The organism is Massilia sp. CT11-137 (genome assembly GCF_047302885.1).
Lineage (GTDB): Bacteria > Pseudomonadota > Gammaproteobacteria > Burkholderiales > Burkholderiaceae_D > Telluria > Telluria orientalis.
Genome location: NZ_JBKYMP010000002.1, coordinates 2,219,960 through 2,234,867 on the forward strand (window position 1 = coordinate 2,219,960; position 14,908 = coordinate 2,234,867).

The 14,908-nt window shown below is 60.9% G+C and carries 9 protein-coding genes; 3 read left to right on the forward strand and 6 right to left on the reverse strand.

Features of this window, described 5'->3' with window-relative positions; translation table 11 throughout:
• Window positions 1–17: 17 nt before the first annotated feature.
• The 3 genes from ACEN98_RS26755 to ACEN98_RS26765 all read right to left on the reverse strand — a co-directional run bounded on the left by ACEN98_RS26755 (window position 18) and on the right by ACEN98_RS26765 (window position 5,438).
• Complete coding sequence (locus ACEN98_RS26755; RefSeq protein WP_413387903.1) at window positions 18–2,954, reverse strand: TonB-dependent receptor; 2,937 nt, start codon at window positions 2,952–2,954, stop codon at window positions 18–20.
• Window positions 2,955–3,092: 138 nt separating this feature from the next.
• Window positions 3,093–4,433, reverse strand: coding sequence for an enolase C-terminal domain-like protein (locus ACEN98_RS26760; RefSeq protein WP_413337180.1), 1,341 nt, complete (start codon window positions 4,431–4,433; stop codon window positions 3,093–3,095).
• Window positions 4,434–4,550: 117 nt separating this feature from the next.
• Window positions 4,551–5,438 carry a LysR family transcriptional regulator gene (locus ACEN98_RS26765; protein ID WP_413387905.1) on the reverse strand — a complete coding sequence of 296 codons (888 nt, stop codon included), beginning with the start codon at window positions 5,436–5,438 and terminating at the stop codon, window positions 4,551–4,553.
• A 518-nt stretch (window positions 5,439–5,956) separates the two neighbouring features.
• Between ACEN98_RS26765 and ACEN98_RS26770 the strand changes: the two genes are divergently transcribed.
• Window positions 5,957–6,994, forward strand: a complete 1,038-nt coding sequence (locus tag ACEN98_RS26770; protein ID WP_413387907.1) for a LacI family DNA-binding transcriptional regulator — start codon at window positions 5,957–5,959, stop codon at window positions 6,992–6,994.
• Here ACEN98_RS26770 and ACEN98_RS26775 read toward each other — a convergent pair.
• Entirely contained in the window at window positions 6,991–10,131 is a 3,141-nt protein-coding gene (locus ACEN98_RS26775) for a TonB-dependent receptor (RefSeq protein ID WP_413387909.1), read from the reverse strand. The genes ACEN98_RS26770 and ACEN98_RS26775 overlap by 4 nt on opposite strands.
• 885 nt (window positions 10,132–11,016) lie before the next feature.
• Here ACEN98_RS26775 and ACEN98_RS26780 point away from each other — a divergent pair.
• The gene (locus ACEN98_RS26780) at window positions 11,017–11,439 is read left to right on the forward strand and encodes a hemerythrin domain-containing protein (RefSeq protein WP_413387911.1); all 423 of its coding nucleotides are present in this window, start codon (window positions 11,017–11,019) and stop codon (window positions 11,437–11,439) included.
• A 70-nt stretch (window positions 11,440–11,509) separates the two neighbouring features.
• On the opposite strand, the gene ACEN98_RS26785 is transcribed toward ACEN98_RS26780, so the two are convergent.
• Complete coding sequence (locus ACEN98_RS26785; RefSeq protein ID WP_413387913.1) at window positions 11,510–11,962, reverse strand: RrF2 family transcriptional regulator; 453 nt, start codon at window positions 11,960–11,962, stop codon at window positions 11,510–11,512.
• 321 nt (window positions 11,963–12,283) lie between these two features.
• Here ACEN98_RS26785 and ACEN98_RS26790 point away from each other — a divergent pair, with 321 nt between their 5' ends.
• Window positions 12,284–13,975, forward strand: a complete 1,692-nt coding sequence (locus ACEN98_RS26790; protein WP_413387915.1) for a glycoside hydrolase family 43 protein — start codon at window positions 12,284–12,286, stop codon at window positions 13,973–13,975.
• A gap of 5 nt (window positions 13,976–13,980) precedes the next feature.
• Here the strand turns inward: ACEN98_RS26790 and ACEN98_RS26795 are convergent, their stop codons facing one another.
• Window positions 13,981–14,901, reverse strand: a complete 921-nt coding sequence (locus tag ACEN98_RS26795; protein WP_413387916.1) for an alpha/beta hydrolase — start codon at window positions 14,899–14,901, stop codon at window positions 13,981–13,983.
• Window positions 14,902–14,908: the final 7 nt, after the last annotated feature.

A 14,908-nucleotide genomic window follows, 5' to 3' on the forward strand; every position in this document is an offset into this window, starting at 1 on the left:
CCGCGACGGCATGGTCATCAGAACTTCATGCGCAATCCGACGGCCAGCGTACGTCCCGGCTTGTAGCTGGTGTACGTCGCGTTCGGGTACTGGAAGTAGGCACGGCGCGTCGTGTTCGTCAGGTTCACGACGTCGAGCGTCAGCGTGGGATAGTTGTCGCGGTCCAGGATTTCCGCCAGGTCGACCTGCGACGAGAAGTCGAGCTGTTTGAAATCATCGCCGAACAATGCCGCGTTCGTGATGCCGTTCTGGTTCGGGCCGGAATTCTGGCTGCCCTGCGAATACGTGTGCGACAGGCGTGCCAGCAAACCATGGTTTTCGTAGTAGACCTGGAAGTTGTTGCTCTTCTTCGGCACACCCAGTGCGACGAAGCCCGCGGAGCCTTCGCCGCTCGCCTTCTGGTTGATCATGGTGAGCGTTTCCGAGAAGCCGAAACCGCGCCAGGGCAGCAGCTTGTCGAGCGGCTGCACCCAGCCCAGCTCGAGTCCTTGCACCTTCAGCAGGCCCGAGGCGTTGCGCTGCGACGTCGTGACGATCGTCGCGGCATTCTGGCCGCCGCGCGCATCGAGCGAGCCCTGCTGGGTCGGCGTCAGGTTGCTGTACGTGATGCCGTAGGCGGCCAGGGCGCTGAACGGCACCGTCACGTTCTGGTTCAACGTGAACCCGTTCAGGTTTTTCTGGAAGACCGTGGCCGACAGGTAGCCCTCGCGCCCCATGTAATACTCGACGCCGAAATCGAAGTTATCCGAGATATACGGTTTCAGATCCGGGCTGCCCAGCGTCGCGGTATCGGCCGACGGCGACGAGAAGTTGATGCCGGGGCGCAGCGCATCCGGGTTCGCACGGGTCATGCTGCGCGATACCGACGCGCGCAGCACCAGGTTCTTGGCGAGGTCGTAGGCCAGGCTGGCCGAGGGCAGCGTATTGTTGTAGGTCTTGTCGATATAGACCCATTGGCTGATGTTCGGGAAAGGCGTGCTTCCCGCGGGCAGGGTCGCGTTGCGCGGGTCCACCGTGGAGTTGTAGGCGCCGACATTCTGCTTGGTACGCACGTAGCGCACACCCGCGTCGTAACGCAGCGAACGGTCGAATACAGGCACCGTACCGTCGACCTGGAGGAACAGGCCGGTCGTCTTCTCGTCGATATAGCCCGTGCTGGCGCCCGTATTGGAGGAGCCCGCGACCGGCGCGGACTGCAGCAGGGCATCGTAGCCGGTGGCGGCCGCAAAGCGGTTGAAGTCGACCGATAGCAGGTTGTCCGGACCCTGGACCAGGTAGTTGGCAATGCCCAGGCCGAGCGAACCGGGGCCCTGGCAATTGGCCGAGTTGGCGCAGACCAGGTTCTGCCATGCCGTCGTGTTGTCGCGTGCGGTAATGCGGCGCATGATGTCGTCATACGCGAAGCCGCCCTTGATGCTGAAGGCCTTGTCGCCCCACGTCAGGGACGACCGCACGCCTTGCGTCCTGGTCATGCGCTCTTCGGCATTGATGCTGACGCGACCGCCTTGCGAGGTATTGAGGACCCAGCTGGCCGGATCATAGGTGTCGACGTTGCTGGTAATGCTCGGGAGCGCGCCGTTCTGATAATCGATGGTCGTGCCCGAATTCTGTGCCGTGACGGGACCGACGGTGGGCGACTGGCGCGTGAAGGTCGAGCGCGTGTAGTTCACCTGGCCGTCCATCTTCAGTTTGTCGGACAGGTTCCATTCGAAGCCGGGGTTCACGCCGATCAGGCGTACACGTTCGTTATAGGGACGATACTCGAGGAAGTACTGGGCATTGGCGAACGTGCCGCTTTCCACCACGCAGCCATTGGCGCAGTCGCCACCCGACACTTTCATGTTGAGCGGAATGACGGCGCCGTTGCGGCCGACCCACGAGGTGTCGGTGCGCTCCAGCGTATTGTGTTTTTCGCTGAACATCGAGTCGACATAGAAGTGCAGGCTGTCGCTCGGGCGATATTCGCCGGACAGGACGGCGGTGATCTTGCCCTTGTCGCCGTACTCGGCCATGCTGCGTCCCAGGCGCGGAATCAGCGCGTTGTCGATTTGCTGGATGGTCAGGCCCGGGTTGTGGGCCAGCAGGAACGCCTGGTCGATGGGGGCGCCCGGCGTCAGTCCGTTGCCCGCATTGGACGGTACGGTGGCCGGAATCGTGAAGTTGCCGCCGCCGGTATTGTTGCGCGTCGGGCTGTTGTTTTGGGCGGCCGAGAGATTTGGGTTCGTGTAGCCGATGGTCTCGTAGCCGGTCGTATGGACCTTGGTGCTGCCCCAGGCAATGCCGCCCAGCAGGCCCCAGGTGTTGTTCCAGGTGCGGCTCGATACCAGCGAACCCCGGTTACCCCATTTACCCGCGACCTGGCTGCGCGTGCCGACGACGTTGAACGAATTGAAGTCGCCCTTGTGGTCGAACGGGCGCGCGCTGCGCATGTCGACGACGCCGGCAGCGCCGCCTTCCAGCATCGATGCCGTCGGGCTCTTGCTGACCGTCAGTTTCGTGAACAGGTCAGTCGGCAGCAGGTCGAGGTCGACCTCGCGGTTCGAACTCTGGGCGTCGGTCGTGCCGGTCGACGCAACGGCGACGGGCGCGCCGTTCAACAGCACTTTCGTGAAGCTCGTACCGAGACCGCGGATCTGGACGTTGACGCCTTCGCCCGTGATTTCACGCGATACCTGGACGCCCGGGATGCGATTCAGCGATTCGGCGATATTCGTATCCGGGAACTTGCCGATGTCCTCGGCGAAGATGGAGTCCTGGAAGCCGGTGGCTTCGCGCTTGTCGCGCGCGGAGGAGGCCAGCGAGGCGCGGTAACCCGTCACGGTCACCGTCTGCGGGGCCATCGGCGCCGCTTCCTGGGCATAGGCGGCGGACACCATGCTTGCCAGGATAGTGAGTTGCAGGATGCGGGTGCCCGTACGGGCGTCGTGTCGTAAACGATTCGTGCTGCTGTTCATAGAGTCTCCAAAGTTTATTTTTATAAACAAATAAAAAATACAAACCCTGTCGGCGATGCGTATTCACGCAACCGTTCGATTCGCGACATGCGGAAAAGGCCTCGAGGGTTCAATGCATTGCACTGGCGCTTGCTGGAATCAACGCAACATGCAGGGGCGCTTGTTATCGAATTTCCAGCCGGGGATCAGGAATTGCATTGCGGCCGCGTCGTCGCGGACGCCCGTCCCCAGGTTCTTGTAATCCTGATGGGCTTTTTCAAGCTCGACCATATCGATGTCGATGCCGAGCCCCGGTTTTTGCGGCAGCCGTACCGCGCCTCCCTCGATCTTCAGGGGTTCCTTCGTCAGGCGTTGGCCGTCCTGCCAGATCCAGTGCGTGTCGATCGCGGTGACACGGCCAGGCGCAGCCGCTCCCACATGGGTGAACATGGCGAGCGAAATATCGAAATGATTGTTCGAGTGCGATCCCCAGGTCAGGCCGAACATCTCGCACAGCTGCGCGACGCGAACGGATCCCTGCATCGTCCAGAAATGGGGATCCGCCAGCGGGATATCGACGGACTGCAGCTGGATCGAATGTGCCATCTGGCGGAAATCGGTCGCGATCATGTTGGTGGCGGTCGGCAGACCCGTCGCGCGCCGGAACTCCGCCATGACTTCACGTCCCGAAAAACCGTTCTCGGCGCCGCAAGGATCCTCGGCATAGGCAAGCACGTTGCCCCGGTCGCGGCAGACCCGGATCGCCTCGCTCAGCGACCATGCCCCGTTTGGATCGAGCGTGACGCGGGCATCGGGAAACCGCTCATGCAAGGCGATCGCGGCGTCCATCTCTTCGTTGGCGGAAAACACACCGCCCTTGAGCTTGAAATCATTGAAGCCATAGCGGGCATGGGCCGCCTCCGCAAGCTTCACGACTGCGTCGGGGGTCAGGGCCGGCTGGTTACGGAGACGCAGCCAGGCATCCTCGCCAGCGGGCTCGGCGCGGTAACCCAGCGTTGTCCGGTCACGGTCGCCGATATAAAACAGGTAGCCGAGCATGTCGACGGCGTCGCGTTGAATCCCGTCTCCCAGCAGGGCCGCTACGGGAACGCCCAGAAACTGGCCCAGCAAGTCCAATAGCGCCGATTCGACGCCGGTTACCGCGTGGATGGCCGTACGCAGATCATAGGTCTGCGTGCCCCGGCCGCCGGCGTCGCGGTCCGCAAACGCCGTCCGCATGGCGCCCAGCACGCTGTTGTACTCGCCAAGCGATTTGCCGACGACGAGCGCTCGCGCATCGTCGATCGTGCGGCGAATGCTCTCGCCGCCAGGTACCTCCCCGAGGCCCGTATTGCCGCTGCTGTCGGTCAGGATAATGACGTTGCGTGTGAACCAGGGGCCATGGGCGCCGCTCAGGTTCAGCAGCATACTGTCCTGGCCGGCAACAGGTACGACGCGCAGATCGGTTACGACGGGAGCATTCTTGACGGCACTATTCATGAGTAAGCTGGAAGTGATCGATGGCGTTGACAAGCTGAAACGATCTTATACTTCTAGCCTATTCTGTCCAAATCAATCAATGACTCGATTGATCCACTAATTGAATGTTGGCCTCGGCTATTCGTTCGAGCCAAACGATGGCAAGACCTCTTCCAGGAAAAGACCAAGCGCGGGATTGTCGTTGTCCCGGCGCCAGGCGCCAATCGTCTCGACAGGCTCCGTTTGTATCGGAAGAAAAGCAACGTTATTGAATTGCAGGCTCGTTGCGCTTTCGGCGATCAGTGCGGCGCCGAGTCCGGCGCGCACGAGCGCCAGCATCGTGTGGACCTGGCCGACATGCTCGACGATGTCCGGAATCACGCCTGCGCTTTGAAAACGGGCGTTCAGCATGTGATAAAAGGGCCTGGCTTCCTGTGGTGAATACATGACGAACGGCTTTCCGTGAAGGCAATCGAGCGTCGGTTCTTTTGGCCACTGATCAACGGATTCGGCAGGCACGGCGAGCATGAGCGGTTCGCTGAGAAGGACCTTGCTTTCCAGCTCGTTATTCAAAAGGTGAGGGCGCATCAGGCCAATGTCCAGTTGTCTGGCATTCAGCGCCTCGACCTGGCTGGTACTGACCAGCTCTTTAAGGGAAAGTGCAATACCGGGACGGCAATCGCGTAAGCGACGGACGACTTCCGGAAGCAGGCTATATCCGGAAGCGGACGTGAAACCGATCGTCAGCGCCCCTTGCTCTCCTTTTGCGACACGACGCGCTTTTAAAGAGGCCTGCTCCGCGAAGCGTAAAATCTGCGTTGCCTCGGGTAAAAACGCTTTCCCGGCGGCGGTAAGACGTACTACTCTGCTATTTCGTTCGAGAAGTTGCGCGCCAACGTGGTGTTCCAAAAGCCTGATTTGGCGACTGAGGGGAGGTTGAGTCATATTCAACCTTTCCGCGGCGCGACTGAAATGTAATTCCTCGGCCACGGCAACGAAACAACGGAGCTGACTTAATTCAAACATCGATTTATTCCTTAAATCATGAGTCAGCCGGCGTGAAGATTATCGAGATTGTTTATTTTGGTTCCTCCAGGAAAGACCTGCCGTGCGCGAGCACAGCGTACCGGTTGGCGTATTGATAAAACAGACCGGGTTCGGGGTGGATGCCGTTTGGTCCGATCATACTTAGGGTAGTGCAGTTATCAATACTAATCCATGCATTTATTGTATGGTGAAATACAATAATCGTATTTTTTGTGCAGATTTTTCTGCCGGGGTACTTCGCCGCTCCCGGCCTGTCCATTGAACGATCCAATACCGGATTTCACTCAATTCATTCGTTGTATCGGCAGGAATACGATTTGAATCGGGTTATTCGGTGTGTTGCTGTAATATGGTTTCGTACCTCGGTTTCTCGTCTCCTCTCGCCCGGAATCGGGTATTAATGCCCTGTTCACCGAAAGGCAGACAGGGCATTTTTTTGACATATTGTTGCTTGTGGTGGCGCGCAGATCCGCACGAAACCTCCCTGGGTTCGAACCATGAAAAAATCTCGGATCGACGATACGTGCCGAAGTTTTGCTCACGGCGAAATTCCAACGCTTGCCGACGTCGCGAGATTCGCCGGCGTCTCCGTCATGAGCGTATGGAGAACCATGAACGGAGAGTCGGCAGTCACTGAGCGTACCCGGCGCAAGGTCGCCGCTGCGCTCGAGGCACTGCACTACGCGCCGAATGATCAGGCGCGCATTCTGGCCGGTTCCAGAACTGTCCGGATCGGTGTCGTTCACAACCAGGATTCCCGTTTTCTGAGCGAATTCCTGCTGAATCTCTTTAATCAATCTGTCGTCAATAATGTGAATTTGGTCGTTACCAGGGACATACGGGTCGACGGGGTGATCTTTTTGCCACCACCCTATTCGGACGAAATGCCAACAAGAGCTTTCTGCGCACCGGACATGCCTTCCGTAGTGATTGGGTCCGCATTCAGCGACGAGCATGTCAGCGCCGTTTATGGCGACGACCGCGAGGCGGCATACAAAATGGCAAGCCACCTGATTCGTCTCGGCCATCATCGAATCGGCTTCATCTCCGGACCCAGGGATAATATGGTCGGCATCCGTCGCCTGGAAGGATATCGTCGCGCTGTCGACGAAAATGGGGTAGACGGGTCCGATCATCTTGTCGTGTGCGGCGACTTCACTTATCGATCAGGCCTGGATGCGGCACAACGATTGCTCGGTTTATCGAAGCGTCCAACGGCGATTTTCGCAAGCAGCGACGACATGGCAGCTGCGGCAGTCGCGGTCGCGTTTCGTCTCGGCTTGAATGTCCCCAGCGATCTGACTGTGACGGGTTTCGGTAACACCACGATTGCAACATCGAACTGGCCCGAACTGACGACGCTGAAATATCCGGTTGCCGACATGGCGGGCCTGGCGATACATGCGCTTCTTCGGCAAGTGCGGTCCGTACGCGAGGGACGGGCGCCGAGTGTAGAGCGATCCAGTATGAGCCTTGACATCGTGCGGAGACAGTCGGACGCCGCCCCGCGACTGCGGGGCGGCAGAAAGTGTTAGAAGGTACTACGCAGTGACAGCGTATAACTGCGGCCAGGGATATTTTGGTTGAACACGGCGCCGTTGAATTGCGTGTAGGTCTGGCTGATCGCGTTGTTCACGTTCCATACACTCAACGTCAGGTCCGTGTTGTAACCGAAACCGAAGACCTTTTTCAGATTCATGCCTGCTGACAAGTCCACCTGCTGGCGCCCGGTACTGTACGCGTAGGCGCCCCCTGGTACCGTCAGGCCGGTGTTGACGTTGACGACCGTGGATGCCTGGTACTGGCGCGTCACGCGCAGGTTCACCCCGTTACGCTCGTAATACAGGGTCAGGTTGTTGGTGCGTGGCGGCACGCCGGAGACGGGCGGCGCATTCGGGGTCTCGTCTTTCTGCCTGGTGTAGGTAAAGTTACCGGTAAAGCCGAAGCCCTTCACCGGCAACATATCCAGCGCTTGCTGCCAGGTGAGTTCGACACCGCGAATCTTCAGCTTCGTGGCGATGTTGTAGGGCTCGGTGATCTCGACCAGGTGCTTGTCCGGGCCACCGCTCGCATCGACGGATTGCTGTTGCGCTGCCGTCAGGCCGACCGTGCCATAGATCTGGTTCAGCTGGGCGAGCGTGTACTGCACGATGTGCGTACCGGGACGGTCGACGATGTCCTTGGCGAACGCGCCCAAGGCCAGATAGGAGTCGCGCGACATATAGTATTCCAGACCCAGGTCCAGGTTATTGGCCTGGAACGGTTTGAGATCCGGATTGGTGATGCTGCCCTGGCGCGCGCCCTGGTCGCCGATGGAGAGCCTGGTCTGGCGCAGGTCGGCGGGATTCGCCCGCGTCATCGATTTCGACGCGGCAATCCGGGCAATCATCTTCGGCGTGATGTTATAGGCGAGCGTCGCCGACGGCAGCAGGTTGTGGTAAGTCACGGTTTCGTACGACCAGGTTCCAACGGAAGGATAGAGGCCGCCGTTTTGCAGCGTCGCGTTGCGAGGATCCGCAGTGGCCGCGAGGTCGCCGATCGTCTGCCGCGTACGGGCATAGCGGACGCCGGCGTTGAAGCGCAGGGTCCGGCCATACACGTTCAGCCGGCCATTCGTTTCGACATAGGCGCCACCCACGGCTTCACGGATGTAGCCGCCACTGCCGCTATAGAAACCTTTGTAAATGTTGTCGCGGAAATATTGGTAATTGGTGTCTTTGGCGAACTTGTTCCAGTCTAGGGTAATGAAACCATGGTCCGTCGGCTGCAGGTAATTTGCCAGTGCTGTATTCGGGACGAGCGAGCCGAGGTACGCCAGCGGCGTGGTCTGGCCGGCTGAAGAACCCGTACCGTAGCCCGGATAGGCGGTGGCGGCATTCGTCATCGGCCCCGGGGCGTACCGTCCGTCGCAACCGGGCGACTGGATCTGGGTGTTGGGACCGAAGAACGTATAGTTGAGGTTGTTGCCACAAGTAACGTTGGCCCAGGCATCGGCGACCGTATAGCTGCGGTAACGCCGTTCGATATCGTCGTAGGTGCCGCCGACCTTGATACTGAAGTCGTCGTCGCCCCATTTGACGTTCAGGCGCGTGCCGCGGGTCGAATTGCTGCGTTCGTACAAATCCATGACCAGGCCCGACATGCCCTGGCCCGCCTGGTACCAGCCGAAGTTGCTCGGATCGTTGGGGTTCAGGTTGCCGGTGAACGTCGGCGGTTGGCCGGGCGTCGTGTTGTCGTAGGTAATGACCGACGGCGCTGCCATCGTCGCGACCTTAACCTGCGGCATGTCGCGGGAGAACTTGCTGAGCGTGTAGTTGAATGCGCCGTCGATCGTCCACTTGTCGCTCGGGCGCCACTCGAAGCCGGGGTTAAGGCTGCGGAACTTGGTCTTGTCGATATCCGGGCGGTATTCCAGTCCCCAGAACGTGTTGGCCAGGGTCGCTTTCGTAATGACGCAACCGATCGTGCAATCGCTGCGGTCGAATTCCATGCCGATGGGGATCGGCGTATTGGCACGTGTGCCCACGTTCATTGCCTGCCATTCCATCTCATTGCGCTTTTGCGCGAACACCGTGTCGAAGTAGAGGTTCCAGTCCTCGTTCGGCTGCCATTGCACGCTGATCACTTCGCCTGCGCGGCGGCGTTGGCCTTCGAACACCTGATGCCGGCCCAGGCGGCCCATCAGTCCATTGTCGATCTGCTGGATGGTGGCACCCGGGTTGAGCGCCAATAACATCGCCCGGTCGATCGTGGCGCCAGGCACGAGGACGGAACGGGCGTAATCCGGCAACAGGTTCAAAGGCAGGCCTGCCGGCACCTTGTCCGGTGTCGATTGCGACCCGCCCCCCGTGCTGTTCGGGTTGTCCGCGGCGTTGGCCTGGAACGATTTCAACTGGAGATTCCGCATGTCGACGGTGTCGAATGCGTCGGTACGGTACTTGGTCATGCCCCAGGCGACGCCGCCCAGGATCCCGAACTTGCCGAACCTGCTGGTGTTCCAGGTATTGCTGATCAGGGCCGAACCCGTCGTACCCGGCTTCTTGTCCCTGTCGCGGTAATTGCCGCTGAGCGTAAAGGCCGACCGGAAGCCGGCTTTATCGAATGGCCGGACGCTGCGCATGTCCACGGTTCCCGCGATGCCCCCCTCGATGACGCTGGCTTGCTGGCTCTTGTACACCGTCGCGCTGCGGAACAGTTCGGACGGAAGAAAGTCCATGTCGACTTCCCGGTTGGCGCTGATATTGCCGCCCCAGCTGCCCGCCGATGCGGACGCCATCGGCGCACCGTTCAGCAGCACCCGGGTAAATGCCGGGCCCATGCCGCGGATCGAGACGTTCATGCCCTCGCCATCGATCGACGCCCGGGTGACCGTCACACCGGGTACGCGCGACAACGCGTCCGCGATGTTCGGATCGGGGAACTTGCCCATGTCTTCCGAAAACACGGTATCGCTCAAGCCGATATTCTCGCGCTTTTCGTTCGCAGACAGGGCCAGCGAACTGCGATAACCGGTCACGGTGACTTTCTCGACATTCTCCTTTGCGGCGGTTTTATCCGATTCGGACGCGGATTGTGCGTAGGCATTCGAAATGAGCGCCGCCAGCAGCGTGAGCGTAAAAACGTTGGATCCGACACGGCCGCGGGGTTGGCATGGTGTTCTATGGTTTTTCAAGCTTATCTCCGTTTATTGAATATTTTTTGTTCCGGCGGAATAGAGCGGGTTCGCGCCGGCGCCATATAACGGTATCTTTTCGCATTAACAAAATGCCAATTCTAATTTTGATTCAGTCAATACAATATTTGGATTCCTTTGTTCTACGCTCTGTAAGCACACGGGGACCGGTTCGCTATCAACAAAATGTTGTGCGCTAACATGCAACATTTGTCATTACGGCGCGAGCGTTGACTTCAGCCTCGTCACAGAGAAGGATTGGGAATGGATACGCTTATTGAATCGCACGGATACCAAGCGTAGATAGGTGGGTCGTCTGGATGGCGGTCACTTGTTAGTTGGCCGCGGACGATGTTATGGATGTTCATACGCTGGAAGGGAGCGAATTCATGCATTCAGCGAAGCGGGCCGGAATTCATTTGTCTATCGTCTTCAGCAATGTTTTGTGGCTACTTTTAACCGTATATTTTTTCAAACGCTGATTTTTAGCTGCGATATTTATCGTAGCCAAGGGCTGCATTAATCGGTTTCCAGTCGATGTCGCAAGCGTGCGAACGAGGCATCGCCATTGCCGACGGAGTCACGGACGCGCGAGTCAGAATCAGGTCGCGGCACCAGATGCGATGGATCGAGCACGTCGTAGGCGGCCGAGCTGCGAAAGCAGGTATGCAGTTTGATGTGCCACCTCGCCGGCGGGAGGGTGCCCGGCGCCTTCGCAACACGATCCGTCGAGATGACGCGCTACGTAATCGAGCATGGCCGGCCGCAGGGTTCTCCGTTCTAACCGGCCCCGCCAGATTGCGTGTTGGTTTTAAAGAAGTATTTCATTTGCATGTTTAAGGGAAATCCCCTAGACTTGAGCCATTCCGACAACCCGAACCTGTCATGAACATCGACAAATTCAAAGCGCAGCACATCGCCATCCTTGACGGCATCGCTCGCCTGCGCGAGGCGACGCAGGGTGGGATCGTGGAAAACGCCGCGTCCATCGCCGCGCATGTCGTCAAGCTGAGCGGCACTGTGAAGCTCCACCTCAGGGTCGAAGACAGCGTTCTCTACCCGGGGCTCGCGAGCGACGTGAATCCCAGGCTCGCGAGATTGGGGGAACGCTACCAGCGCGAGATGGACGGCATCGCCAGCGCGTATTTTGAGTTCGCTACCAGGTGGAATCTCGCGAACCGTGTCGAAGCCAATCCTGAAGGCTTTCGTGCCGACGCGAACCGTGTCCTGCGCGTGCTGTTCGAACGCATGAAGCGCGAAGACACCGAGTTCTATCCGGCGATCGAGGCCGCCCATCCGCCTGCGTAAGCCCGGCATCTACAAGATCCAGTCCAGGTACGACGATATTTTCCTCGCCGGCGCCAAGACCGGCGCACCGTCAGCGGACGGTCTTTTTACGGTGTACCTTGATCGGGGTCTCGCGCGGCGGCGGTTCCGGCAGGAGGTCGGCCAGCGTACGGCGGTCGAGTGCGGCGAGATACGCTGCCGTCGCGTCCTGCAGGACGCCTTTCAGGCGGCAGGCGCCGGTCAGTCCGCAGGGCGCGCCGTCCGGATTGAAACATTCGGCCATGTAGAAGTCGGTTTCGCTATTGCGGATGACGTCGCCGAGGTTGATGTCCTTCGGCGCATGCGCCAAGCGAAAACCACCGGAGCGCCCCCGGACGGTCTCGATGACGCCGCTGCGGCCCAGTTCGAACACGACTTTCATCAGGTGGTTCCTCGATATGCCGTGCAGGTCCGCGATTTCCTGGATGGTGACGAGGCGGTCCTGGTGGCTACCGAGATGAAGCAGCGTACGCAATGTATAGTCGGTGAAGGATGTCAGGCGCATGGTCCAGACAAGTATAAGGCATATATGTTATGCGGTCTCCGGCCTGCTTGCGGTTCCTTATCGAGGGCCGGTTCCAGGGCGTCGCCAGCGTCGACTTCATGCTGGCGCGGCCGCGGACCGCCTGCAGCAGCAGGCCGACCGGCTCGTGGCGCTGGTAGGGCAGTTCGGCATGGATGACGCCCGGGTACCTGATCAATACCGTTTGTGTATTAATCAATCCAAACAAAGCATTGGTTTTGGATAATTAGTTGACATAGAGTGGCTCCCACGCAAGAACCGGAACAGCGCACAGGCTGGTCCAGCATCGGGAGCTCGATCCACATGAAAAAATATTCCGTACGGGCCATGTGTCTCCTGGGCGCACTGGCCCTGGGTACCGCCTCTTCCATGGCGCCAGCCGTTGCAGCAGACGCCCCGGGCGCGACCGTCGCGCGCTTCGAGCGGTTTTCCTACCGGGGCCAGTCCCAGGAAAACGTCCGGCCGCGCGCCGGCGAGTTCGTCAATCCGATATTGAGCGGCTATTACCCGGACCCGTCGATCACGCGCGTGGGCGACGATTACTACCTGGTGAATTCCTCGTTCACGAATTTCCCGGGATTGCCCGTCTTCCGCTCCAAAGATCTCGTCAACTGGACGCAGGTCGGCAACGCGCTCGACCGCCCCGGCCAGGTCGATTTCACCGGCGTGCGCGCATCGCAGGGCATTTATGCGCCGGACATCTCTTACCACGACGGCACGTTCTATATCGTCACCACGTGTTCGAGCTGCCCGGGCGGCACCGGGAGTTTCGTCATCACGGCAAAGGATCCGGCCGGCCCGTGGTCGCAACCGGTCACGATCCGGGGCTTGCAGGGCATCGATCCGTCCCTCGTCTGGGATGACGGCAAGCTTTACGTCGTATACAACAATGCCCCGGAAGGCCAGCCGCGCTACGACGGCCATCGCGCGATCTGGATCGCGGAGCTGGACCCGCGCACTTTGCAGTTCGCCGGCAAGCCGAAAGTCCTCGTCGACGGCGGCGTGGCGCCCGACAAGCGGCCGATCTGGATCGAGGGCCCGCACATCTTCAAGAAGGATGGCCACTACTACCTCATCTGCGCCGAAGGCGGAACTGCCGACAACCACTCCGAAGTCGTGCTCCGGTCCGACACCGTCACGGGACCCTATGTGCCGGGGCCCGTCAATCCGATCCTGACGCAGCGTGACCTGGATCCGAAACGTCCGCATCCCGTCACCACGGCCGGCCACGCCGATTTCGTCCAGACGCAGAACGGACAATGGTGGGCTGTCTTCCTGGCGACGCGGCCTTATCCGGGCAATTTCTTTAACATCGGGCGCGAAACCTTCATGCTGCCCGTCGACTGGAAGGATGGCTGGCCGCTGATCCTGGAGCAGGGCAAGACGGTGCCGTATGCCGTCGCCAAGCCCGCCCTGCCGGCGCAACCGCCCGCGCCGGTGCCCACCAGCGGCAACTTCGCGTACGTCGACGAATTCGATGGCCCGCTGTCCTCGGCCTGGATCGGCATCCGCATTCCGCGTGCGCCGTTGTACTCCGTCGAACGCGGCGCACTGGTTCTGCGTACCGGCGCGCCGCTGGGCGACCTGCGCGGCGTGCCCGCCTTCGTCGGCCGGCGCCAGCAGCACCACGTCGCCACCGTATCGACCGTCGTCGACTTCGTGCCGCAGCACGATGGGGACCGTGCTGGCCTCGTCGCCATGCAGGACGACGGCAACCACGTGTTCCTCGGCGTGGCGCGCAGCGCCGGGAAGAACGTGGTGGCCCTGTACAAGACGGAGGGCGGCAAGGAGACACTGGTCGCCAGCAAGCCCGTTGCGTCCAAACGGGTCGAACTCGTCATGGACATGAACGGCGGCGAGGCCAGCTACCGCTACCGCGACGGGAATACGACGACGACCCTGGCCGACAAGCTCGATATCCGCTTCCTGTCGACGCAGAAGGCGGGCGGATTCGTGGGCGTCGTGGTCGGTCCTTACGTGGCCGCCGGACGCTGACGTCGTCAAAACCCCTTGCTCTGCACATGCCATTCCGGCCGTGTGCACAGGCCGCAGCCGGCGCCCAGGAACTGGTGCGCCGCGTTGCGGTCTCCCTTGAGCTGCCAGTCGAGCCACGCGACAACCACCGTACCGAAGGCACCGCCGTTCTCTTCGCGGTACGTGCCCATGTGCGGCGTGTTCTCGCGCCAGAGTCGCACCGCGGGGGTGTGGTTCGTGCGCGCGTAGTTGTCTTCCGACTGCGGGAAGGCGGCGTCCTGCGGGTCGCCGGTCAGGTACAACACGCTGCCGTGCAGGGTCGCCAGGTCCGCGATGTCCGCATGCGCGGCGGCGATTTCCCAGCTGCGCCCGTTGGCCGGAAAGACGCCGCTGTTCAGCACCGCGAGCGTGCGCACGCGCGGATCGTGTGCCGCGTCGATCGCCTGCAGGCCGCCGCAGGATTGCCCCATCACGGCGATGCGTGAGCGATCGAGCTTGCCGTGATACGGGCTACCGGGACGGGCGTTCTCCGCGATGGCCCAGTCGATCGCCTGGATCAGCTGGGCCGCGTACGTGGGGGACGGCCGCGTCGACCCCGGCGCCAGCGAGGTGCTCCCCGCCAGCTCCGGATGCGCGGCGGCCGGCGATCCCGGCGCCGGCGCGACGCGCACCGCCTTGTCCCCTGCCGGCACGATCGGGCCGATCGCGACCACCAGGTAGCCATGCGACGCGATTTCCGTCAGAAATGGACGGAACCGGTTGCCGGCGTTCTCGCAGCCGCCGTTCGCGAAGGCGACGATCGGTAGCGGGTCGGCCGGCAGCCGTGCCGGCCGGTAGACCGTGTGGGTCGGCAGGCCGGCGTCTGCTTCCATGACGGCCGGCGCGGCGAGCGCAGCGCCGGCGCCGAGGGTGAGCGTGAGTGCGAAAGCGTGAAGCGGATTGCGCATGCGTGTC